Origin of the sequence: Rhodomicrobium lacus, from assembly GCF_003992725.1 — a bacterium.
Classification (GTDB): Bacteria; Pseudomonadota; Alphaproteobacteria; order Rhizobiales; family Rhodomicrobiaceae; genus Rhodomicrobium; species Rhodomicrobium lacus.
On record NZ_RZNF01000002.1, the window covers coordinates 831,301 to 854,223 of the forward strand.

Consider the following 22,923-nt stretch of genomic DNA (forward strand, 5'->3'; position numbering starts at 1 on the left):
ATTTGCACGCCGTTAGACGCGCAAAATTACCAGCCATGCATCTGGTTTATGATTTATGTCAACTCCCGTCCAAGACCGCGATGATACGATCTTTTTATACAGCACGGCTTTTTGCCGCGTTATTTTTTACGTCATACCAACAGGTTCGCCAAAGGGGCACGACAGTTTTTCCGAAGGCGCGAGCCCCGCTTGATCAGGATACTTCTGCCTGTCAAGCACGATTACAAGGGAGCATTTGTGGTGGCACCATCGGCCCATCAGCCGGAACTGAAGATTGTCCCCATCGAAGCCGGGACGAGCTTGAGAACATTGGCATACGACGCCCTTAGGCTCGCCATAACGCAGATGGACATTTACGGCCAGATCGAGCCGATCCGTCTGGACGAGAGGCAGCTCTCCCAAAAACTCGGCGTAAGCCGGACACCCATTCGCGAAGCGCTTACGCTCCTTGAACAGGAAGGTTTCGTACGGGCTGTGCCCCGCCGTGGCATCTATGTGGTCCGCAAATCGAGGCGCGAGATCTGCGATATGATCGTGGTCGCCGCCGCCCTCGAAAGCATCGCTGCCCGCCTCGCCGCACAGAAGGCCACCGAAGAGCAAATCAAGAAGCTTTCCGAGCGCTTCGAGAAATTCAGCAACGAAACGTCGTCGGAACTTCTGAACCCGTTTTCGCAGGCGAACCTCGACTTTCATCGGAAGATTATCGCTCTTGGCGGCTGCGAGTTGATCCGGAAGACGACTGAAAACCTTTTCGCACATATACGGGCCATCAGGACGATCTGCGTCACGCACGAAGAGCGGCCGGGCCACGTCGTCGCCCTTTACAAGGAAATTGTCGAGGCGATCAGTCAGAGAGACGGCGACAAGGCCGAAAGGCTGGTGCGTGAGTACACGCTGGACCTCGCCGCCTATGTGGAAAAGCACGGCGTGTTCGCGGAGTAGCGCGGACAGCTGGAGCAATCCCGGACAAAGTGGAACCGGTTCACCCGTCTGGAATTGCCCAATAATCTTAAGAGTTGGAGCGATTTTACGATTCATGGAGGCGAAACGCTTCAGCGAAAGCGCCCGTTGTCGCGGCGGCGTGGGAGTTTGCCGTGAACGGAAAGGCGCCTGGGGCGTTATCAGGAACGGCGGCATTGCCGTTTCTGAAAGAGAAAGCGCGCCCCATGACCGAAACTTATACAGTCGGCGTTTTTGTCGGAAGCCTGCGCAAGGACTCGCTCAATCGCAAGCTTGCCAAGGCGCTTGTGGAACTTGCGCCATCCGACTTCAAGTTCGAGTTCGTCGATATCGCCGCCCTCCCCCATTATAACGAGGATGGCGACACCGATCCGCCCGCCGCGTGGAAGGCATTCCGCGAGAAGGTGAAGCCGCTCGACGCCGTTCTGTTCGTAACCCCCGAATACAATCGCTCAGTGCCCGGCGTGTTGAAAAACGCGCTCGATGTCGGGTCACGGCCGTATGGACAGAGCGTCTGGGAAGGCAAGCCCGCTGCGGTGGTGAGCGCCTCGCCCGGGGGCATCGGCGGTTTCGGGGCGAACCATCACCTGCGCCAGTCTCTTGTGTTTTTGAACGTCCCGGCCATGCAGCAGCCCGAAGCCTATATCGGCGGCGCGAACAAGCTGTTCGACGAAAACGGGAATATCGCGAACGACGGTACGCGAAAATTCCTGCACGGGTTCATGGAAGCCTTCGCGCGCTGGGTCGGGCAGCACTCGGCGAAAGGGCGAGCTGTCGCCGCTGGGGACCCTGCGCCTCAGGCTTGACGCCGGTTCGCACACGCAAAGCGGGACAAGCAGCGCGGAGTGCCGTCCGCGCGGCGGCTCCCGCGCCGCCCGGACGGAGAGCCTAACCCTCGCCGTCATAAGCCGCAAGGGCGACCGGCAAAGCCTCGATCACCGTATTGCCGACGGCGGGAAGCCCGACAAGCACCGCGCTTATAACCTCCTCGCGGCTCGCGCCTTCCGCCTTGGCGGCCTTGACATGAAACGGGATGCCGGAAGTGAGCCTTGCGGCGGCGAGCACCGCGAGATAGGCAAGTTCTTCGGTTTTCCTGTCGAGGGCGCTTGCGCCGTCGAGCGCATGAACGGCCCCCATCCACGCCTTCGCGTGCTCCGGCGCTTCGTCCAGAAAGGCTTTGAACGCTTTCGAAATGGTCATGGCTCTCCCCTGCTTTCGGGGAATGACCTATCACGAATGAAAAAAAATATCAGGCCGCCGGGAAGGCGAGCCTGATTTTCTCGATATGGCCGTCGACCGGCGACACCGTCTCGTTCGCGGCCACGGCACCATCCGAGAAGATGCGTTCGAGGCGCATGATGCGGTCATGCAGGCGATGACTTTCCGCGATGAGAAAACGGAACGTCTCCGGAAGGGCGTCGAAGCCCTCGGGCAATGTAGTGCCCTGCGGCGACAGCGTCACCCGGTGGCGGTGATTGTGCGCCTCGGCGGCGGTGATTTCACCCGCAGCGATGGCGCGGCGCACGAGAAGCCACGACGCGAGCTGCGTGAGGCGCGTGGTGAGCCGGATGCTCTCGGAGGAATAGGCGAAGCTCGCCGGCGGCGTCAGGGTCTTGGATTCCGCCCTGCCCTGCCCGTCGAGATATTCCGCCGTGCGCTCAACGAGGTCCATCCCCTCGCGATAGAGCCTGGCGAACTGCGGGGATGTCGTGAACCGATCCCCGAACGACAGCAGCGCCGCTTTTGGTAATTCATTCAAAACGCCGGAGCTTTTCATGGAGTCCCTACGCACCACTTCCGACCCGCCCGGATCGGAACCCTCACCTTACGCCAGCATAGCCGCAACAGCCTTTCAAAAGGTGAATGCACGGCCAAGCCTCAGCGGACCTAGCCCAAAAAAAAGAGCCGCATCATGGCGGCTCTCGAAAAGTTTGTGGAGGTGTTTCAGGGTCGACCCAGCTTTACATTGGAAGAAGCCTAACGCCTGCGTCTTAAGTTGGAGTAAAGATCCGCATCTGGAACGGCGAAGCCGGAGGAAAATTCATGAAAACGGTCTTAATTCGCGAACCCGGCGGCCCGGACGCATTGTCGCTCGTGGATGCGCCCACCCCCGAGCCGAAGGCGGACGAGGTGCTCATCGAGGTGGCCGCTGCGGGCGTAAACCGCCCGGACGTGCTGCAGCGGCAAGGGCTTTATCCGCCGCCGCCCGGCGCATCGAACATCCCCGGCCTCGAAGTTTCGGGCAGGATTGCGGCGGTCGGCGCGGGCGTAACAAGGTGGAAGGCGGGCGACGCGGTTGCCGCGCTGACATCCGGCGGCGGCTATGCGGAATTCGCGATCGCGCAAGAAGGCTCGTGTCTTCGCGTACCGAAGGGGCTTTCCGTTGAGGAAGCGGCGTGTCTCCCTGAAACCTTCATGACGGTGTGGCACAATGTGTTCGAGCGCGGCGCGCTGAAGGCGGGCGAGTGCTTCCTCGTGCATGGCGGATCGAGCGGCATAGGGTCGACGGCGATCCAGCTTGCAAACCATTTCGGTGCGCGGGTTTTCGCCACCGCCGGCAGCGACGAGAAATGCGCTTATTGCGAAAGCCTCGGCGCGGAGGCCGCCATCAACTACCGGACGAAGAACTTCGCCGAAGAGATAAAGACGCTCACCTGCGGCAAGGGCGTGAACGTGATCCTCGACATGGTCGGCGGCTCGTACATTCAGGACGATATCCGGTGCGCGGCCGAGGATGGCCGCATCGTGCAGATCGCGTTCCTGAAGGGCGCGAAGGTCGAGGTGAACCTCATGCCGATCATGCTGAAGCGCCTCACGCTTACCGGCTCGACGCTGCGGCCGAGAAGCCCCGAGTTCAAGGCGCACCTCGCCCGAGCACTCGAAGAGAAGGTGTGGCCGCTGATCGAGTCGGGCGCGGTGCGTGTTGTGATCGACAAGACATTCCCGCTTGCCGAGGCAGCAGAAGCGCACCGCCACATGGAAACGAACGCGCACATGGGCAAGATCGTGCTGACGATATAAGCTCAGCCCTTTCTCGCAAGTCAGGTCTTCGTCAGCCGGTGGCGCGCGCGGCAAGAGCTGCGCGACACGCATCGGTCAGCCGCGATATCTCGCATCGGGTCTTGGCGTCGGCCAAAAGCCTTGCGCGGCAAGCCCATTTCGCCTATGTTTTTCACAGCTCAATAAATCAGACTCTGGAGAAGAGTGGGCCCGCCGGTCCGCTCTTTTTCTTTATCTGGCGCCTCGATAGCGCCTCGAACCGGACTTCATGGCAGACGAAAACGACACGCCACCGATCGAACAAGCGGCACCCTCCGTTCCGACAGAGCGCTTCACGCGCGAATTCGGCGCGGCGGCAGACCTTGCCGCCCTCGTCGAGCCGGTGCTGGAAGACATGGGCTTTCGCCTTGTGCGCGTCACGATGTCGAAGCGCGACGGCGCCACCATCCAGATCATGGCCGACAAGCCGGACGGCGCGATCAATGTCGACGACTGCGCGAACATCTCGCGCCGTATCTCGCCGCTGCTCGATGCGCACGATCCCATCAAGGACCGCTACTTCCTCGAAGTGTCCTCGCCCGGCATCGACCGCATCCTCGTGCGCCCGTCCGATTTCGAGGACTGGGCCGGCTTCGAGACGAAGGTGGAACTGAAGGAGCTGGTCGATGGCCGCAAGCGTTTCCGCGGCATCCTCGAAGGCTACGAAAACGGCGAAATGCTGCTTCAGGTTCAACTGAACCCGAAGGGCGAGCCCCAAACCATCGGCCTGCCGGTGGATCTCATTCACGACGCGAAGCTTGTGCTGACGGACGAACTGATCCGCGCTTCGCTGACAAAGGCGAAAGCCGCCGGCAAAAACTGGGCCGAAGGCGGCGAAATTGAAGACGAACAGATCGAAGACGCGGAGTTGAACGATGGCGCAATCCGGAATTAGCGCGAACCGGCTGGAACTGTTGCAGATCGCGGACGCGGTCGCGCGCGAAAAATCGATTGACCGCACGCTCGTGCTTTCCGCCATGGAAGACGCGATTCAGAAGGCTGCGAAATCGCGCTACGGCAGCGAAAACGAGATCCGCGCCGAGATCGATCCGCGCACCGGCGAAATCCGCCTCTCGCGCCTTCTCGAAGTGGTGGAACGCGTCACGCTCGACGCGACCGAAATCAGCCTCAAGGACGCGAAGAAACGCAACCCCGAGGCCGAGGTGGGTGATTTCATCGCAGAGCCACTGCCGCCCCTCGACTTCGGCCGCGTCGCGGCGCAGAACGCAAAGCAGGTCATCGTGCAGAAGGTGCGCGAGGCCGAGCGCGAGCGTCAGTTCGAGGAATACAAGGATCGCATGGGCGAGATCGTCAGTGGCATCGTGAAGCGCGCCGAATACGGCAACGTCATGATCGACCTTGGCCGCGCCGAGGCGATCATCCGGCGCGACGAGACGCTGCCGCGCGAGAACTACAAGCTCGGCGACCGCGTGCGCGCGTATGTCTATGACGTGCGCCGCGAAAATCGCGGTCCGCAGATCTTCCTTTCGCGCACGCGCCCCGAATTCATGGCGAAGCTGTTCGCGCAGGAAGTGCCGGAAATCTACGACGGCATCGTCGAAATCAAGTCGGTCGCGCGCGATCCCGGCAGCCGCGCCAAGATCGCAGTCGTCTCGAAGGAAACGAGCGTCGATCCGGTCGGCGCCTGCGTGGGCATGCGCGGCAGCCGCGTGCAAGCCGTCGTGAACGAGCTTCAGGGTGAAAAGATCGACATCATCCAGTGGTCGGGCGACCCCGCCACCTTCATCGTGAATGCGCTCGCGCCCGCGGAAGTGGCCAAGGTCGTGCTTGACGAGGAATCCGAGCGCATCGAAGTCGTGGTGCCGGACGAGCAGTTGAGCCTCGCGATCGGCCGCAAGGGCCAGAACGTGCGCCTCGCCTCTCAGCTCACGGGCTGGGACATCGACATCCTGACGGAAGCGGAAGAATCGGAACGCCGCCAGAAGGAATTCGCCGAACGTACCGCCGCCTTCGTCAACGCACTCGATGTTGACGAGATGATCGCGCAGCTGCTCGTCTCGGAAGGATTCACCTCGGTCGAGGAACTGGCGTTCGTCGACGCGCATGAAGTCGCAAGCATCGAAGGCTTCGACGAAAACACCGCGCAGGAAATCCAGGAGCGCGCTCGCGAATTTCTGGAGCGGCAGGAGGCCGAACTCACGGAGAAGCGCCGGGCCCTCGGCGTGGATGACGAGTTGGCCGAGGTGCCGGGCGTCACCACCGCGATGCTCGTCGCGTTCGGCGAGAACAATATCAAGACGGTCGAGGATCTCGCGGACTGCGCGACCGACGAACTTGCGGGCTGGACAGAGCGCGCGCACGGTCAGACAAAGCAGAATCCCGGCATCCTTCAGGGCTTCGACCTGTCGAAGTCGGACATCGAACATCTTATCATCGCTGCCCGCGTGAAGGCGGGCTGGATCGAGGCACCGGAAGAGCCCGAGGAAGAAGCGGTCGAGGCCGATAGCCTTGACGATGGCTTGACCTCGGAAGCGCATGAGGACGAGCGCGTCGAGGCGGAAAGCCACGAAGGCGCGGAGTCAGAAGCGCACGAGGAAGGGGGCACGCATGCCCAAAGCCAAGAAAAAGCGCTCTGATCCGGAACCGATACTGGACTTTGACGCGGAAAAGGCACATTTAACAGAGGGCGAGCAAGGCGACACGCAACATACTCCGGTCAGAACCTGTGTCATGGATCGATCGAGAAGGGAAAAGCCTTCCCTTCTGCGGTTTGTCGTCTCTCCCGAGGATGAGGTCGTACCCGATATCAAGGGAAATCTTCCGGGACGGGGTGTCTGGGTTACAGCCGGTCGGAAGGCCGTCGCCGATGCCGTTGGACGGCGCGCGTTTCAGAGGGCGTTTCGCAAACCGGTTACCGTAAGCGAAAGCCTTCCTTCAGACGTTGAACAGCTTTTTAAGCGATCTGTGCTAGAACGCTTGTCGATTTGTAATAAGGCCGGGCTTGTGGTCACGGGGTTTCAGAAGGTCGAGGACGCACTGAAGCGGCGTGAAATCGTGGTTCTTCTCCATGCTGACAACGCGGCCGCAGACGGGAAGGACAAGCTCGACAGGAAGTTCAAGGCCTTATATTCAGGCGCGAATCACATCGAGCCGGAAAATTGCTTCACATCTGCCGAAATTAGCTTGGCGACGGGAAGCACGAATGTAATACATGCGGGACTTAAGGAAGGCGGGGCGACAGCCGCATTCTTGCAAGCTCTCGATCGGTTCAGCGGGTATTGCGCAAGCGAGGCGAAGCCGCATTCGCTGCGTCAGGATAGAGAATGAGCGAAACGAAAGAAACGGACTCGAAACCGGCGGCTGGCCGCAAGACGATGTCGCTGAACGTAAAGCGGACGGTCGAACAGGGCCACATCCGCCAGAACTTCAGCCATGGCCGGTCGAAATCCGTTCTGGTCGAGACGAAGCGCAAACGCCCTGGTTCGGGGCCTGGCGTCGCGGAAGAACCGCAGCAAGCCCAGAAGCCCGCTCCGCAGAAGCCCGAGCATCGCGCCTTCCAGAAACCCGGCTCCGAGCAGGGTGGCGACAAGCGGCCGCAGAAGGTGCTGCGCCAGCTGTCCGCCGGTGAGGTCGACGCCCGCGCTCGTGCGCTAGTCGAGGCGCGCAAGCGCGAGGAAATCCTGAAGCGCGAGCGCGAAATCGAAGAAGCGCGCCGCCGCGAGGAAGAAGCCTTGCGCGCGATCGAAGACAAGAAGCGCGCCGCCGAGGAAGAGGCCCTTGCCAAAAAGGCCGCGGAAGAAGCTGCTCTGCTTCGCGCAAAAGAGGCGGCTGAAGCAAAACCGGAAGCTCCCAAAGAACCGGCCGGGCATGAAGCCGCTCACGTGGCTCCCCCGGTTGCGCGCCCAAGCCGGCCGGCGGAACCGCCGCGCCGTGTCGGACCCGACACCGTGCGCGTTGTCGCCCGTCCTCAGGATGACCGGCGCGCGCCGCGCACACCCGATGCGCGCCCGACCGACGCACGCACCGATGCACGTGGCGGACCCGCGCGCGACGGAGCTCGTCCGGGCGGGGCTCGTCCGGACGCCAGACCTCAGGGCGGTCCCCGCGCCGGGGCTCCCGGCGCAAGACCCGGCTTCGGCGGTCCGCGAGGCGCCGCGGCCGCGCCCGCGTCTCCGATTCCGGAAGTCGCCGCTCGTCCCGATAGGGCCCGCGATGCAGATGTCGGCGCCCGCGCCCGCGGTGCGGATAGCGAGGAAGACGATCGCCGCGCCAAGCGGGGCCTGCCCGGCAAGGTCGCCGCGCCGGCACCCGTCAAGAAAGCGGTAACCGAGCGAACCGGCCGTCAGCGTCTCACGCTTTCGAACGCGCTCGACGATCAGCAGCGTGAACGCAGCCTCGCCTCTCTCAAACGCCAGCGCGAACGTCAGAAGCTCCAGGCTTCCGGCGCGCGGCAGGAGCGTGTCAAGATTCAACGCACCGTCATTCTGCCCGAAGCCATCACCATCCAGGAACTCGCGAACCGCATGGCGGAACGCGCGGTCGACATCATCAAGTTCCTGATGAAACAGGGTCAGATGCTGAAGATCAACGACGTGATCGATGCCGATACGGCCGAACTCGTCGCCGAGGAATTCGGCCACAGCGTGAAGCGCGTTTCCGAAGAGGACATCGAGGAAGGCTTCATCGGCGAGACCGACGATCCCGATACCCTTCAGTTCCGCGCGCCTGTCGTTACCATCATGGGTCACGTCGACCACGGCAAGACATCGCTGCTCGACGCGATCCGCCACGCGAACGTGGTCTCCGGCGAGGCAGGCGGCATCACGCAGCATATCGGCGCCTATCAGGTGACGACGCCCGACGGCGCCCCCGTGACCTTCATCGACACGCCGGGCCACGCGGCCTTCACCGCGATGCGTGCTCGTGGTGCGAAGGTGACGGACATCGTCGTGCTGGTCGTTGCGGCCGATGACGGCGTCATGCCGCAGACGGTCGAGGCCATCAACCACGCGAAGGCGGCGGGTGTGCCGATCATCGTCGCCATCAACAAGATCGACAAGCCGGATGCCGATCCGCTGCGTGTGCGCACCGACCTTCTTTCCCACGACATCGTCGTGGAGAGCATGGGCGGCGACACGCTCGAAGTGGAAGTCTCGGCCAAGCAGAAGCTCAATCTCGACAGGCTCCTTCAGGCGATCGCCCTTCAGGCCGAAGTTCTCGAACTGACGGCCAACCCCGACCGCCCGGCGGAAGGCATCGTCATCGAAGCCAAGCTCGAACGCGGTCGCGGCCCGGTCGGAACGGTGCTCGTGCAGCGCGGAACGCTCAAGGTCGGCCAGATCGTCGTCGCCGGTCGTGCGTGGGGCCGCGTGCGTGCGCTCATCGACGACAAGGGCGCGAACGTTGTCGCGGCAGGGCCATCGACGCCGGTCGAGGTGCTCGGTTTCGACAGCGCACCGGAAGCTGGCGATCAGCTCGCCGTGGTGGATACCGAAGCGCGCGCCCGCGAACTGACCGAACACCGCCAGCGCAAGCTGCGTGATGTCCGCTCGGTGGGCGCCGGCGCGAGAAGCTCGCTCGAACAGATGATGAAGCAGGCCGCCAAAGGTGGAAAGAAGGAATTCCTTCTCATCATCAAGGGCGACGTGCAAGGCTCGGTCGAAGCGATCAACGCCGCGCTCGAAAAGCTCGGCACGGACGAGGTCGAGGCGCGCATCATCCACTGGGCGGTGGGCGGCATCACATCCTCGGACGTGGCGCTTGCCGAAGCTTCCGGCGCCGTCATCATCGCCTTCAACGTCCGCGCCGACGCTCAGGCGAAGCAGCAGGCCGAACGCGACGGCATCGAAATCCGCTACTACAACATTATCTACGATCTCGTGGACGATGTGAAGAAGGCGATGTCCGGTTTGCTTGCGCCGATCACGCGCGAGGAGTTCCTGGGCAATGCCGAAATCCTGGAGGTGTTCAACATCTCGAAGGTCGGCAAGGTCGCGGGTTGCCGTGTCACGGAAGGCAAGGTCGAGCGCGGAGCAAGCGTTCGTCTGGTGCGCGACCATGTGGTGATCCACGAAGGCAAGCTATCCACGCTCAAGCGTTTCAAGGACGAGGTCAAGGAAGTGGTCGTCGGTCAGGAATGCGGCATGGCCTTCGAGGGCTATCAAGATCTCAAGGCCGGCGATACGATCGAGTGCTTCCGCACCCATATCGAGACGCGGAGCCTGTAGCGTTCACATCGCGGCGTGCACATCGGAAAGCGGCGATTATCGCCGCTTTTTTTTCGGGGCGCGCGCTTTCCATACCTTGGGGGGCGCGGGCGCGCTCGTCCCGTAACAGATCCGCCGCCTCTCGCGGAAAAGCTGACCGACACGCCGCGGCGGCGCTTCTCAATTGACGGCACACACGCTGTCGCTGAGGCAGGTACGGCCGCGAAGGCTCCGCGCCGCCATCCTCGATGCCATCACCAAAGGCGCGCCCGATCTTCGAGCGCCCTTTCGCGATCGTCGGCCGCTATTCCAGCGAACCGAACAGCGCCCGCGCCGCCTCCGCCGTCTTCTCGTCGAGCGGCTTCGGTTCCAGATCGACGCCCTTCCCCAACCTGTCGATCAGGATCTTGAACACGGCAAGGCGAGCATAATTCTTGTTGTTCGCCGGGACGAGGAACCACGGCGCATAATCCGTCGAAGTCTTTTCGAGCATGTCCTCGATAGCCTTTTCGTAGTCGGCGCGATGGTCGCGGTTGCGGAAATCCTCGTAGGTGAGCTTCCAGCGCTTCAAGGGATTTGTGAGCCGGTCCTTGAATCGCCTGAGCTGCTCCTCGGCGGATATGTGCATGAAGACCTTGGCGATGCGCGTTCCGTCGTCGACGAGCAGGCGTTCGAACTCGTTGATCTCGCGATAGGCTCGTTTCCACTCCGCCTTTTTCGCCAGACCTTCGACACGTTCCACCAGCAGACGACCGTACCAGGAGCGGTCGAACACCACGATCTGGCCCTGCTCCGGCAGCCGTCTCCAGAAGCGCTGCAGATAGTGCTCCCTTTTTTCGTCCGGCGAGGGCGCGGCGATGGGGTGCACCTTGAAGCTTCGCGGATCGAGCGTCCAGCCGAGACGCCGGATCACGCCGCCCTTCCCCGCCGTGTCCCATCCTTCAAGCACGATGACGGCATGCTCGCGTGTGCCGAGATACGCCTGCTGAATGGATTGCATGGTGTGTTGCAGCGGGACGATCTTTCGAGCGTAATCCTTCTGGTCGACGTGATGACCGTCGCCGAGAGAAGCAAGCGACGGAGGCCCGCTCACCAGGAATTTGTCTGCCTTCACGACGAAATCTCCTTGCCGCCTCTCCATGATCCAGAACGGCCATTAAGAATCCGCACCCCCTCGCGTTTGCGACGCAAACGGTCGTGCTGGCGAACGACCCTATTCCCATTCGGAAGTCCGGCACAGATTCATCGAGCATTTTCGGACTCAAGCCGCCCTTGGAGGCTTATTCCCGCGCGAGCGCCAGAAAACGCGAAAAAGCAGAAGTGCCGCCACCGCCGCCGCATAGGCGAGCGGCTCCAAAGTCCACGACTTCAGCGACAGGAGATAATGCCCGATGGCCAGAACCGCCGCGAGGTAAACCCAGCGATGAAGGCGCTGCCACGCCGCGCCCCCCATGCGTTTGATCGAGCGCGCGTTGGAGGTCCACGCAAGCGGGGCGAGGATCGCGAAGGTTGCCATGCCGAGCGTGATGTAGGGGCGTTTCACAATATCGCCGATGATCGCACCGATATCGGGCCCACGGTCGAGTGCGATCCATGTCAGGAGGTGGGCACAGGCGTAGAAGAACGCGAGCAGGCCGAGCGCCCGCCGGAACCGGACGAAGTTCGGGCCCCCGAGGCGGCGAAGCGGCGTCACGGCAAGGCTCGCAATGAGAAAACGCAGCGCCCAGATGCCGAGCAGATGTTCGAGCGCCTTTACCGGATCGGCGCCCAGCCTGTCGCCCAGGACGAGCCAGAAGGCCCACAGGCCGGGCAGCGCGCCGATGAGATAGACCGGCCAGCGGGGGAAAGCGCCGATGACCCGTTGAGCGGCGCGCCTCGGCGATGCTTCTGGCTGCGACATGCGCCTGTTCCCTGCTTGCCAATCGGCGCGATGGCGTTCCGGGACGCCTTGCCGCGCGTGCTTTTCGGTGACATGGGCTGCCCGGGGGGCTTTTCGAAGCGGCGCATCGTTCACAGCGCCGCGAGGTGCGGCGATTTTGCCGAACCGTCGGGGCCGCCACCTGCGAGCGGCGTTAAGAGCGCGTGAAATTATACTAAAAATTTACGCGAAGTCTCGATACTTGCCCTAGTTCCACTTGAGAGGGCGTTGAGTATGAGAGTTTTAGTAGCATGCGTGGTCTTGATGCTGGGCGCGGTAGGCGCTCAGGCGCAAGGCCGAAATCCCTACTACGGTGAGCCGACCGACTTCCTCGGCACATGGAATAACGTTGAAATCCAGCGCAATCTGGTCGTGCGCATTGAGATCCGGCCCGAAAGGCCACGCGGCGGCGTCTGGGTCACCGTTTTCGGTCTTCGCGACGGTGAGCCCGTGGTCTTCGGCGAATATCGCGGACGGACCTTCCTTTCCAACTCTGCACGCGAGCGCGAGCAGGACAATTCGGCCGTTCTCGTCCGCATCAATCAGCCCTACGTGCGCGGCAATGTGCTGCTGCGCTTCAACGGGCGCGGCGAGATCGTTGCTCACTCGCTGCTCAACATCTCCGGGCGTGGGGATGTCTACAGCGTGGAGCGGTTCGCGGCGGCCGATCGCGGTCGGCCGGACTACGATCCTCGCTACCGCCGAGGCTATGACCGCCCCTACGGCTATTGAGATTAGAGACAAGAAAAACCCCGGCAGCTCACCGCGCCGGGGTTTTTCTTGTCTCAGTTCAGACCCTTGAGGCCGTCGGAAAGCCCGGCTAGCGGGGCAGGAAACCCGACGCCCGAGTCCGGTGTCGGAAACACGATGAAGCTCGCCGTCTGCCCGCTCGTGAATTTTCCGATCAGCTGATCGTCCACGATCACCTCGGCCAGACAGCCGAATTTGCGGCATTTCAGGAATTTGACGTTGCCCACATCCTTGCCGTCCACGCGCAGGCCAAGACCCGCCGGAAGCACGACGTCGAGCGGCGCCACGATGCGAAGGATCTTCTTGTTCTGGTCCTCGAACGCCCGCATCAGAAGCACGGTCATGAACATGTTCGGCCGGTCTTCGAGCTTCAGATCCTGCACGAGCGCGCATTTTTCCTTCTTCGCGCCCGCGAGTTGCGCGCATTTCAGCTTCCAGGCCCCGTAGATGGCCTTCACCTGACCGGAGCCGATTTCCTGAGCCTGGGCAGCCCCAAGGCCCGCAGCGCAAGCTGCGAAAAGGCACGCGGCGAGAAGTTTGGCCGTTCTTTGCATGATGGCAGTCCGTGTCGAGAAAGCGCTGAGCGCGAGGATATAACCTTGCACTCGGCAAGAATTCGGGCCGAATTGAGACTGGAACCGCGCGACGCCGGTCGCGTGGTTCTGTTTCCGCCGGAGGGCTGCGCGCGAGCCGCCCCGCCATCGCCACCTTGGCGCAGGGATACGACGTGGCGGGCTTGTTCGCTCGTATCTCCGGCTGCGGCGGGGTTCGCACGCTCAACCTGCGGTTTGAACGCGAATTTGCTGCGTCGGAGATGACACAGCGCAAAGTCCGTCCTATTGTGCTTGAAAATCCGACATCCTTCGCCCCAAGCGGTCAGCCCGCCCCGCGGAACAAGAAACGATATGATGTACGTCTCGACACGAGGGACCGCGCCGAAAGCGGACTTCGAGGAAGCGCTTCTCGCCGGTCTCGCACCTGACGGCGGGCTCTACATGCCCGATACATGGCCGCACCTTTCGTCCCTGCCTGCTTCGCCCACGGGCGCCTACGCGGCGGCGGCGGCGCATGTGATGACGCCTTACATGGGAGGGAATCCCGGAGAGGCCGAGCTTTTCGCGCTCGTTTCCGATGCCTATGCGCGCTTTGCCGATCCCGATACCGCCCCGCTCAAGACGATCGGGCCCGACCTCTATCTGCTTGAGCTGTTCCACGGACCGACGCTCGCCTTCAAGGACTTCGCGATGCAGGTTCTTTCGCGGCTGATGGAGCGCGCGCTGAAGCGGCGGGGCCAGCGCACGACGATCCTCGGCGCGACCTCGGGCGATACCGGCGCGGCGGCGGTCGAAGCGTTTCGCGGCCGCGACGACATCGAACTTTTCATCCTTTATCCGCATGGCCGCATCTCGGACGTGCAGCGCAAGCAGATGACGACGGCCGCCGAGGACAACGTCCACGCCATCGCCATCGAAGGCACGTTCGACGATACGCAGGCCATCGTGAAGGCGCTGTTCGGCGACGCCGAGTTCCGCACGCGGCATTCGCTTTCCGCGATCAATTCCATCAACTGGGCGCGCATCGTGGCCCAGACCGTCTACTATTACACGGCGGCGGCGAAGCTCGGCACGGCATGCCGCCCGAGCTTCTCGGTGCCCACCGGCAATTTCGGCGACATCTTCGCGGGCTTCGCGGCGTCGCTCATGGGCCTTTCCATGGGCCGCCTCGTCATCGCCACGAACGAGAACGACATCCTCGCCCGCACGCTTGAAACCGGTCGCTACGAGCCGAAGGGCGTCGTGCCGACCGACAGCCCGAGCATGGACATCCAGATTTCGAGCAATTTCGAGCGGCTCCTGTTCGAGGAAAGCGGCCGCGATGCCGACCTCGTGAACCGCGCGATGGCCGACCTCAAGGCAAAGGGTCATTTCGACCTGCCGCCCGCCACGCTCGCCCGTATCCGCGAGCGTTTCTCCGCGTGGCGCGTGACGCGCGACGAGGCCGCCGACGCAACGCGCGCCCTGTTCGACGAAACCGGCATGATCATCGACCCGCACACCGCCGTCGGTGTCGTGGCGGGCAAGCGCGAGCAGGAACGCAGCGGGGGTTCGATGGTCGTGCTGTCGACGGCGCATCCCGCGAAATTCCCGGAGGCCGTGACACGCGCGACGGGCCGCGCGGCGCCTATACCCGAACGCCTCGTGGAGCGTCTTCAGGGGGACGAACGGGTGCAGATTTTGCCCAACTCGGCCGCCGCGGTGGCAAACGTCATAGCCCAGCACGCCGCGGGCAGGCCGCAAGCATGATCCGCAGAAGACGCGTCCGGTTTTGCGATAGGCTCCCGCGTCGACACAATGCATGAGCCGCAAAAGCGGCCACCGGTTTTGCTCAGGATGCTGCGAACCAAAAAAGCATGATCCGCAAACGGATCTCCGATTGTTATCATGCTCGACGACAGATTTGGCGGGACGCGTTTCCATCGCGGCTCGCCTGAAGCGACTCTGAATTGCCCGAGGTACAGCCCATGACAGTCGAAACCAGCCAGCTAGCGAACGGAATGCGCATCGTCACCGATCGCATGCCGGGGCTCGAAACGGCGACGGTCGGCGTTTTCGTGACTGCTGGCGCTCGCTCCGAGACGGATAACGAGCACGGCGTCGCCCACTTCCTCGAACATATGGCCTTCAAGGGCACGCCGACGCGCTCGCCAATCGAAATCGCCGAGGAGATCGAGGGCGCGGGGGGTGCTCTGAACGCCGTCACCTCGTCCGAAGCGACCAATTATTACGCGCGTGTGCTGAAGAGCGACGTGGAACTCGGGCTGAACCTTATCGGCGACCTGCTTCTCAACCCGTCCTTTTCAGACGAGGAGATGGACCGCGAGCGCGAGGTGATCCTTCAGGAAATCGCCGCGACGCAGGACAGCCCCGACGATATCGTGTTCGATCTGGCGCTCGACGAAGCCTATCCGAACCAGACGCTCGGCCGCTCCATCCTCGGCACGGAGCGCACCATCTCGCGCCATTCCGCCGCCGATCTCCGCCGCTTCCGCAACGAGAACTATTCCGCCTCGCGCATGATCCTGTCGGCGGCCGGCGCGGTCGATCACGACGCGATCCACAAGCTCGCCGAGAGCCTGTTCACCGGATTGCCCGAGGAAGCGCCGCGTCCGATCAAGCGGGCGAAATTCGAAGGAGGACACGCCACCGTCGACAAGCGATTCGAGCAGTGCCATGTGATCTTCGCCTTCGAGGGCTTTCCGAACGGACATGACGACTCGTTCGCCGGGCGCATCTTCGCCGGGATCGCGGGCGGCGGCATGGCCTCGCGCCTGTTTCAGGAGGTGCGCGAGAAGCGCGGTCTCTGCTACGATATCCACGCGTTCGACTGGGGCTATGCCGACAGCGGCATCATCGGGCTCCACGCCGCGACGAGCGCGCAGCAACTGAAGGAACTGAGCGCGCTTTCGCTCGGCATCTTCTCGGACCTCGCCGAGAACGGACCGACGGACCGCGAGCTTGCCCGAGCCAAGGCGCAGATCAAGGCCGGACTTTTCATGAGCCTCGAAAGCTGCGAATCGCGCGCGGGCCAGATCGCATGGGATCTGATGGTGTTCGGACGTCCGATCTCGAACGAGGAACTCATCGAAAAGGTCGACGGGGTTACGCGCGAGCACGTTCAGGCCGTCGGCCTCGGCTTCCGCGCCCGGCCGGAAATCGTCTCGGCGGTGGTCGGTGGACGCGGTTCCGCAGCCGCTGCGGCGGACGCGGCCGAAGCGTTCCTCTCCGGCACCCTCGCCGGCTGAGGCCGCCCGATGCTCGGCGGGTCCCGCATGTTCTTCCCGGAGACGAGGCCCTATGTCGAGGGCGACGGCATTTATCTGCGCGAGCCGCAAATGTCCGACTACAAGGAATGGGCGGCGCTTCGCGGAGAAAGCCGCTCTTTCCTCGAACCCTGGGAACCGCGCTGGGCCAAGGACGAGCTTTCCCGCGAGACGTACCGGCGCCGCATCCGTTATTATTACCGCGATGCCCGGCAGGATGTCGGTTATGCCTTTTTTCTGTTCAGAAGCTCTGATAACGCCCTTATCGGCGGCTTGACGTTGAGCAACATTCGGCGCGGCGTAAGCCAAAGCTGCTCTCTCGGATACTGGACAGGCGCTCCATACGCCCGCCAGGGTTATATGACCAAAGGGGTGCGGTCGGTCATATGGTTCGTGTTCGACGTTTTGCGTCTTCATCGGCTCGAAGCGGCCTGCCTGCCGGAAAACAAGGCTTCGGCGGCTCTGCTGGTCCGTACGGGGTTTCAATATGAGGGCGTGGCCCGTCGATATCTCAAGATCAATGGCGTGTGGCAGGACCACTGGCTGTTCGCACTTCTCAACGACGACCCATTGGCCTAATCCGGCCTCGACTGTGGCCGATGCCGGTTTGCTGCAGAAGCGTGCCGCGAACCGTGAGCGGCACGTCGCCTCATGTCGCGCCTATCGATCGGCTGGTCCGCGCCAAAGGGGGGCCGATTTTACGCAGGTCGATCCTGGTGAGCCTGCGTATTTCATTATTCGGACCGGCGCCCGGTCACAACGCGTGAAGCGCTGATGCGAGGTCGAATGCTGCATTGCGCTGCCGAAATGGCCGCCTCCCGTCCCCTTCGTCCCGGCGTCCTCGCGCGAATGATGCTCCTTCTCTGCGCCGCCTGGATAGTGGCCGCGCTGGCGGCGTCTTCGCCGGCGGCGGCGGTCGAGCCCATCGTCGTCGGCTCGGCGCAGGAAAAGATCGACATCACCCTTCTCGGCGAATTCTACGAGCGGCGCGGCGACAAGATCGCCGTGGAAACCGCCGCGAACGCAGACGGCATCGCAGGCCGCATGACGGTGTCGGCCAAAACGCCCGGCACCAATCCGAGCTGGATCGTATTCGCGCTGTCGAACCCGACCGACAAGCAGGTGACCCGCTTCCTCAGCGCCCAGCGCTATGACATCGTCAATTCCGGCGTGTTCAAGCCCGACCTCGACGCGCCACGCATCACAAACGTCACGCCATCGCTCGGTTTCCGCCCCGAACGGGTCGAGGATTACGATTTCCTCGACATATACCGCATTTCCATAGAGCCCGGCACCACAGTGACATTCATCGTGGAACTCGCTTCCGCGTCCGTGCCTCGTCTCTATCTCTCCTCGGCGCAGAATTTCGGAAAGCGCCTCCGCGACGTCAATCTGCTGAACGGTATCCTGCTCGGCATCACCGGCCTCCTTGCGCTATTCCTGACCGCAATCTTCGCCGTCAATCACAAATCGATCTTCCCGGCGGCGGCGTTGCTCGCCTGGTCTGCGCTCGCCTATCTGTGCGTGGATTTCGGCTTTTGGCACAAGCTGTTCCAGCTCTCCTCGGAAGACAACGGCACCTATCGAGCGATGGCGGAGGCGTCGTTCGCCGCAAGCCTTGTCATCTTCCTTTACGCCTTCCTCAATCTCCGGTTATGGCACTCGTGGATCTCGATGGCCTTTTTCGGCTGGATCGCGGCGCAACTCGGACTCATTTTCTTCGGTCTCGTCGACGCTCAGGCGACGATGAGCCTCGCGCGCCTGTCGCTGATCCCCATCTCGGTCATCGGTACGGCGGTCATCGTGTTTCTGGCGTTCAGGGGGCAGGAACGCGCCCTCTCGCTGCTGCCGACTTGGATGCTGTTCCTGCTGTGGCTGTTCGCAGCCGCCGTCATCGTTACCGGCAAGATGTCCGGCGACGTCGCTGTGTCCGCAATCTCGGCGGGGCTCGTCGTATTTCTCATGCTGGTCGGCGTCACAGTCACACAATATGCCTTCCAGACCGCCGATCCGGGCGCGTCAGGCGAAGACCCAGGTCAGTTCAAGCTGCGAGTCATGGCGCTGGAAGCTTCCGGCGCGAGCGTGTGGGAATGGGATGGCCGCCGCAACGAGATCAACGCCGGGCCGGAGGTCGAGAACGCGCTCGGACTTCCTTCCGGCACGCTTCGCTGCTCGCAGGACGCCTGGCTTCAGCACCTCCACGCCTCCGACCGCGAACGCATGCGCCTCACTCTTTGGACGCTCCGCGAACGCCAGGGCGGCGACATCAACCTCGAATTCCGCATGAAACGGGCCGATGGCGGTTATCTCTGGTATGAGCTGCGCGCTGCCGTCACGCCGCAGCGCACCACCCGCCAGCTTCGCGGCGTTGGCCTCCTGCGCAATATCAACGCGCAGAAGCGGGCGCAGGAGCGTCTGCTTCACAACGCCATTCGGGACGGCCTCACCGGCTTGCCGAACCGCGAGCTTTTCCTCGACCGGCTGCAATTCGCCGTCGCCCGGGCACAGATCGAAAACCTCAAGCCGACGGTATTCTTCGTCGACCTCGACGCGCTCAAGAACCAAAGCCGTTCGCCCGATTTCGCCACCAACGACGGCGTGCTGCTGACCATCTCGCGCCGGCTTCAGCGATATATTTCGCAACAAGACACCCTCGCCCGCGTCAGCGCGCTGCAATTCGCCATCCTCATTTCCGACGACACCGAGCCGCGCCACATCGCGATGCTGGCGGAGCGCGTTCGCCGCTCGCTTCGCACACCGATGAAGGTGGGGGGCCGCGATCTCGTGCTCACGGGCAGCATTGGCATCGCCATGTATGACGGCACACAGGAGCACGCCGAAGACCTCTTGCGCGAGGCCGAAAGCGCCATGTATCGCGCAAAGCGCGCGGGTCCGGACCGTATCGAACTGTTCAAGCCCGAAATGCGCGGCGCCGCCGACGAGCGGGCCATCGTTCAGGCCGACCTGAAACACGCCATCGAGCGCCGTCAGATCCGCATCCTGTATCAGCCGATCATGCGCATCGCCGACGAGCGGCTCGCCGGCATGGAAGCGTTCGTCGTGTGGGAGCATCCGACGCTCGGCAGGCTCTCTCTGCCGGAATTCGAGGCCGCCGCCGAGGCATCGGGGCTGTCCGGCGAGTTGTGGTCCTATGTATTCGAGCGCTGCATCCGGCAGGGCGCGCGCTGGCATCGCATCCTGCAGCGCGACGACCCGATCTACATTTCGATCAACATGTCGAGCCAGCAGCTTTTCCACCACGATCTGGTGCAGAACCTGCGGCTTATCATCGGACGCGAGACGCTGCCGAAGGGCGCGCTCCGCCTTGAAATCGCCGAGACGCTTATCAACGCCAATCCCGAGCAGGCCATCGAAATCCTCGACTGGCTGAAGAGCCTCAACGTGTCCATCGCGCTCGACGAATTCGGCGTGAGCTTCTCGTCGCTGTCGTATTGGAACCGCCTCTCCATCGATGCGATCAAGATCGACCGAACGCTCGTGACGCTCTCCGACAAGGACCGCTCAAGCGCCATGGTGCTGAAGGCGGTGCTGTCCATCGCCCACGAACTCGGCAAGGACGTCGTCGCCGTGGGCATCGACAGCGAAGAGGATCTCGCCTATGTGCGCGCGCTGGGCTGCGATTACGGCCAAGGCTTCTTCTATGCGGACCTCATGTCCGACAAGGATGTGGTCAACCTTCTGAACGCCATCGCGCGATCGACAAAACGCGATAGCAGGGCGATCGAAAAGGAAGAGCGTCGCGTAGGCCGCCGCGCGGAAAAGGATCAGGAAGAGGATAAGGAAAAGGCGCTGGTCCTCGCAGACAGGGACGAGCAGGCGGCGGGCGATGTCGTGCCTGAAGCGTCCGGCAAACCGCCGCGGGCAAGCGGGCGCCGCCTGCGTCGCGGCGATGCGGGCAAGCCACGGGCCAAGGAAGCGGCAGCGGCTCAACCGGAGGCGGCTGCGCAAGCCGCAAGCGCTTCTCCCGGGCAACCGCCACAACCCGGTCAGGGCTTCGCACCTGCCGGCGACAACGCCGAACCGCCGGTACCGCCTTTCCCGTTCAATAAGCTCTAGAGCCGATGCGATAGGGGCGATCCAACCTGACCGGTGAAGCCGCCTCACGGGAAGAGACCGTTTACCGATCCGGTTGCGATCCAGATCGGAACCGGCTCCGGATCGCCCGCGTCTCCTGCCTCAACAGAAGCGGGAGGACGCGCCCGCCTCAAAAATCGGTCTTGAGGTCCATCCCCGCATAGAGAGAGGCGACCTGCTCGCCGTAACCGTTGAAGGCAAGCGTCGGCCTGCGCGGGGCGAAAAGCCCGCCCTCGCCGATACGCCGCTCGGTCGCCTGGCTCCAGCGCGGGTGATCAACGGCGGGGTTCACGTTGGAATAAAAGCCGTATTCGCGCGCGTTCTGCATATTCCATGAGGTCGGCGGCTGGCGCTCCACGAAGCTGATCCGCACGATGGACTTGATGCTCTTGAAGCCGTATTTCCATGGAACGACAAGGCGCAGCGGCGCGCCGTTCTGGTTGGGCAGCGTTTCGCCGTAAAGCCCCACGGCGAGGATCGTCAGCGGATGCATCGCCTCGTCGAGGCGCAACCCCTCGCGATACGGCCATTCAAGCGGCTGAAAGAAGCCCCTTTGCCCCGGCATCTCGGACGGCCGCACAAGTGTTTCAAAGGCAACGAACTTCGCGGAGCCGAGCGGTTCGACACGCCCCAGAAGCGCCGACAGGGGCAAGCCGATCCACGGAATCACCATCGACCAACCTTCGACGCAGCGGAGCCGGTAGACGCGTTCTTCGAGCGGAGCGAGCTTCAGTATGTCGTCCAGCGCGAGCGTCGCGGGCTTCGCGACGAGCCCGTCGATGGCCACGGACCAGGGGCTTGTCCTGAGCTTGCCGGCATAGGAGGCGGGATCACTCTTGTCCGTGCCGAACTCATAGAAATTGTTGTAGGTGGTGACATCCTTCTTCGGCGTCAGCGGCTCGTCGGTGGCAAAGGGGCCTTTCCGGAAGGCAAGGGCTTCGGCATGCGAGGATGGCGGAAGCCCCAGCGCCAGCGAGGCTATCGCGCCCCCGATGAACTCGCGGCGGCTTATATACAGCGCGCGGGGCGTGATTTCCGATGAAGGGATCGGCGCGCCCAGAACATTCGAGCGCGCAGCAGTGAAGGCGGGTCGGCCCGGGCGCTTGTCTGACATGACACCTCGCTTTCGATCCGCATGTGGGCGTAGCCGTGGAAAAACTCCACACATCGTCCATCACAAGGCGGAGAGGGACGGGCATGCGCGCGCTCTTTTCCCTTCGCCCCGAGAGAGACGCCTAGCCGGGAAGCGCCGCCGGATGCGGCCTGCGCGCGAGACCGTAGAGGTACAACACGAGCCCAAACCAGATGATCGCGAAGCCTGCCAGCTTCGCTTCCGTCAGCGTCTCGCCGAACACGAAGACGCCGATCAGGAATTGCAGCGTCGGAGCGAGATATTGCAGCATTCCGATGGTCGAGAGAGGGACGCGCTTGGCCGCGAGCGCGAAAGTAATGAGCGGCACCGCCGTTACCGCACCGGAGCCTGCGAGCAGCAGATCAAGCGATGTCGCGTTGTGCAGCATCGCCAACTCGCCGTGCGCCGCCATGCCCCCCAGGAGCATCATGGCGGGAAGCGCAAGGATCGCCGTTTCGAGAAACAGCCCCTCGGCCGCAGGTAACGGCGCTTTCTTCTTGATGAAGCCATAAAATCCGAAGGACAGCGCGAGCGCGAAGGCGATCCAGGGCACGCCTTGCGCCGCGACGCACAGATAGGCCACACCCCCTGCCGCCGTCAGCACGCCCGCCGCCTGCAAAGGCGATAGCCGCTCGCCGAGCGCGACGCGCCCGATGATCACATTGATGATGGGAAGGATGAAGTAGCCGAGGCTCGCCTCAACGGTTCGGTTCGACGTCACCGCGAGAATGTAGACGCCCCAGTTTACGGAAATAAGCACCGCCGCCAGCGAATAGAGACCGATCAATTGCCGGTCGAGGCGGCGCATCAGCCCTCGCAGATGCCCCGAAACCAGAAGCCATGCCAGCAGGAAGACGAGCGACCAGAGGATTCGCTGCCCGAGGATTTCGAGCGCCGATGCCGGTTTGAGGAGTGCGAGATAGAGCGGAAGCAGCCCCCAGACGATATAGGTCGCGATCGCGAACCCGAGCCCGTGCATGCCCCTGCCCTTTCGCGTTGGAGCCTGTCGGCTCCCGTGAAGACGTCCGCCCCCGACAAGACC

General features: G+C 63.0%; 19 protein-coding genes. 12 read left to right on the plus strand and 7 right to left on the minus strand.

Translation table 11 applies throughout. The annotated features are described in order from the left end of the window. Nucleotides 1-240: 240 nt before the first annotated feature. Both EK416_RS04625 and EK416_RS04630 read left to right on the plus strand, forming a co-directional pair. Entirely contained in the window at nt 241-942 is a 702-nt protein-coding gene (locus EK416_RS04625) for a GntR family transcriptional regulator (RefSeq protein WP_127076363.1), read from the plus strand. Nucleotides 943-1,166: 224 nt separating this feature from the next. Continuing rightward, a complete protein-coding gene (locus EK416_RS04630) occupies nt 1,167-1,766 on the plus strand; it encodes an NADPH-dependent FMN reductase (RefSeq protein ID WP_127076293.1) in 600 nt (199 codons plus the stop codon). 82 nt (nt 1,767-1,848) lie between these two features. On the opposite strand, the gene EK416_RS04635 is transcribed toward EK416_RS04630, so the two are convergent. After that, nucleotides 1,849-2,160 (minus strand): carboxymuconolactone decarboxylase family protein, encoded by a 312-nt coding sequence (locus tag EK416_RS04635; RefSeq protein ID WP_127076294.1) that lies wholly within the window; start codon nt 2,158-2,160, stop codon nt 1,849-1,851. A gap of 49 nt (nt 2,161-2,209) precedes the next feature. After that, on the minus strand, nt 2,210-2,737 hold the full coding sequence (locus EK416_RS04640; RefSeq protein WP_127076295.1) for a DUF1465 family protein: 528 nt from the start codon (nt 2,735-2,737) through the stop codon (nt 2,210-2,212). Nucleotides 2,738-3,003: 266 nt separating this feature from the next. Here EK416_RS04640 and EK416_RS04645 point away from each other — a divergent pair, with 266 nt between their 5' ends. The 5 genes from EK416_RS04645 to infB all read left to right on the plus strand — a co-directional run bounded on the left by EK416_RS04645 (nt 3,004) and on the right by infB (nt 10,187). Next, on the plus strand, nt 3,004-3,981 hold the full coding sequence (locus tag EK416_RS04645; RefSeq protein WP_127076296.1) for an NAD(P)H-quinone oxidoreductase: 978 nt from the start codon (nt 3,004-3,006) through the stop codon (nt 3,979-3,981). A gap of 247 nt (nt 3,982-4,228) precedes the next feature. Further along, the gene (gene rimP, locus EK416_RS04650) at nt 4,229-4,894 is read left to right on the plus strand and encodes a ribosome maturation factor RimP (protein WP_127076297.1); all 666 of its coding nucleotides are present in this window, start codon (nt 4,229-4,231) and stop codon (nt 4,892-4,894) included. After that, nucleotides 4,875-6,596: a transcription termination factor NusA gene (nusA, locus tag EK416_RS04655; RefSeq protein ID WP_127076298.1), complete on the plus strand. Its 1,722-nt coding sequence runs from the start codon at nt 4,875-4,877 to the stop codon at nt 6,594-6,596. Before rimP ends, nusA begins: the two co-directional genes overlap by 20 nt. Continuing rightward, nucleotides 6,568-7,287 carry an RNA-binding protein gene (locus EK416_RS04660; RefSeq protein ID WP_164729856.1) on the plus strand — a complete coding sequence of 240 codons (720 nt, stop codon included), beginning with the start codon at nt 6,568-6,570 and terminating at the stop codon, nt 7,285-7,287. The genes nusA and EK416_RS04660 overlap by 29 nt, the downstream gene beginning before the upstream one ends. Continuing rightward, nucleotides 7,284-10,187, plus strand: a complete 2,904-nt coding sequence (gene infB, locus EK416_RS04665; RefSeq protein ID WP_127076300.1) for a translation initiation factor IF-2 — start codon at nt 7,284-7,286, stop codon at nt 10,185-10,187. Before EK416_RS04660 ends, infB begins: the two co-directional genes overlap by 4 nt. A gap of 283 nt (nt 10,188-10,470) precedes the next feature. On the opposite strand, the gene EK416_RS04670 is transcribed toward infB, so the two are convergent. Further along, nucleotides 10,471-11,280 carry a polyphosphate kinase 2 family protein gene (locus tag EK416_RS04670; RefSeq protein ID WP_127076301.1) on the minus strand — a complete coding sequence of 270 codons (810 nt, stop codon included), beginning with the start codon at nt 11,278-11,280 and terminating at the stop codon, nt 10,471-10,473. A 147-nt stretch (nt 11,281-11,427) separates the two neighbouring features. Further along, the gene (msrQ, locus tag EK416_RS04675) at nt 11,428-12,066 is read right to left on the minus strand and encodes a protein-methionine-sulfoxide reductase heme-binding subunit MsrQ (RefSeq protein ID WP_127076302.1); all 639 of its coding nucleotides are present in this window, start codon (nt 12,064-12,066) and stop codon (nt 11,428-11,430) included. Nucleotides 12,067-12,318: 252 nt separating this feature from the next. Here msrQ and EK416_RS04680 point away from each other — a divergent pair, with 252 nt between their 5' ends. After that, nucleotides 12,319-12,816, plus strand: a complete 498-nt coding sequence (locus tag EK416_RS04680) for a hypothetical protein (RefSeq protein ID WP_127076303.1) — start codon at nt 12,319-12,321, stop codon at nt 12,814-12,816. Nucleotides 12,817-12,869: 53 nt separating this feature from the next. Here EK416_RS04680 and EK416_RS04685 read toward each other — a convergent pair whose 3' ends face one another. After that, nucleotides 12,870-13,388, minus strand: a complete 519-nt coding sequence (locus EK416_RS04685; RefSeq protein WP_127076304.1) for an invasion associated locus B family protein — start codon at nt 13,386-13,388, stop codon at nt 12,870-12,872. 351 nt (nt 13,389-13,739) lie between these two features. Here EK416_RS04685 and thrC point away from each other — a divergent pair, with 351 nt between their 5' ends. The 4 genes from thrC (at nt 13,740) to EK416_RS04705 (ending at nt 20,731) form a co-directional block, all read left to right on the plus strand. Further along, nucleotides 13,740-15,137, plus strand: coding sequence for a threonine synthase (thrC, locus tag EK416_RS04690; protein WP_127076305.1), 1,398 nt, complete (start codon nt 13,740-13,742; stop codon nt 15,135-15,137). A gap of 218 nt (nt 15,138-15,355) precedes the next feature. Then, nucleotides 15,356-16,636, plus strand: a complete 1,281-nt coding sequence (locus tag EK416_RS04695) for a M16 family metallopeptidase (protein WP_127076306.1) — start codon at nt 15,356-15,358, stop codon at nt 16,634-16,636. Nucleotides 16,637-16,645: 9 nt separating this feature from the next. Further along, on the plus strand, nt 16,646-17,233 hold the full coding sequence (locus EK416_RS04700) for a GNAT family N-acetyltransferase (RefSeq protein ID WP_127076307.1): 588 nt from the start codon (nt 16,646-16,648) through the stop codon (nt 17,231-17,233). A 270-nt stretch (nt 17,234-17,503) separates the two neighbouring features. Next, entirely contained in the window at nt 17,504-20,731 is a 3,228-nt protein-coding gene (locus tag EK416_RS04705) for an EAL domain-containing protein (protein WP_164729857.1), read from the plus strand. Nucleotides 20,732-20,879: 148 nt separating this feature from the next. Here EK416_RS04705 and msrP read toward each other — a convergent pair whose 3' ends face one another. Together msrP and rarD are read right to left on the minus strand one after the other, a co-directional pair. Then, a complete protein-coding gene (msrP, locus tag EK416_RS04710) occupies nt 20,880-21,863 on the minus strand; it encodes a protein-methionine-sulfoxide reductase catalytic subunit MsrP (RefSeq protein WP_164729858.1) in 984 nt (327 codons plus the stop codon). Between the two features lie 121 nt (nt 21,864-21,984). Beyond that, complete coding sequence (gene rarD, locus EK416_RS04715; protein WP_164729859.1) at nt 21,985-22,860, minus strand: EamA family transporter RarD; 876 nt, start codon at nt 22,858-22,860, stop codon at nt 21,985-21,987. Nucleotides 22,861-22,923 lie beyond the last annotated feature (63 nt).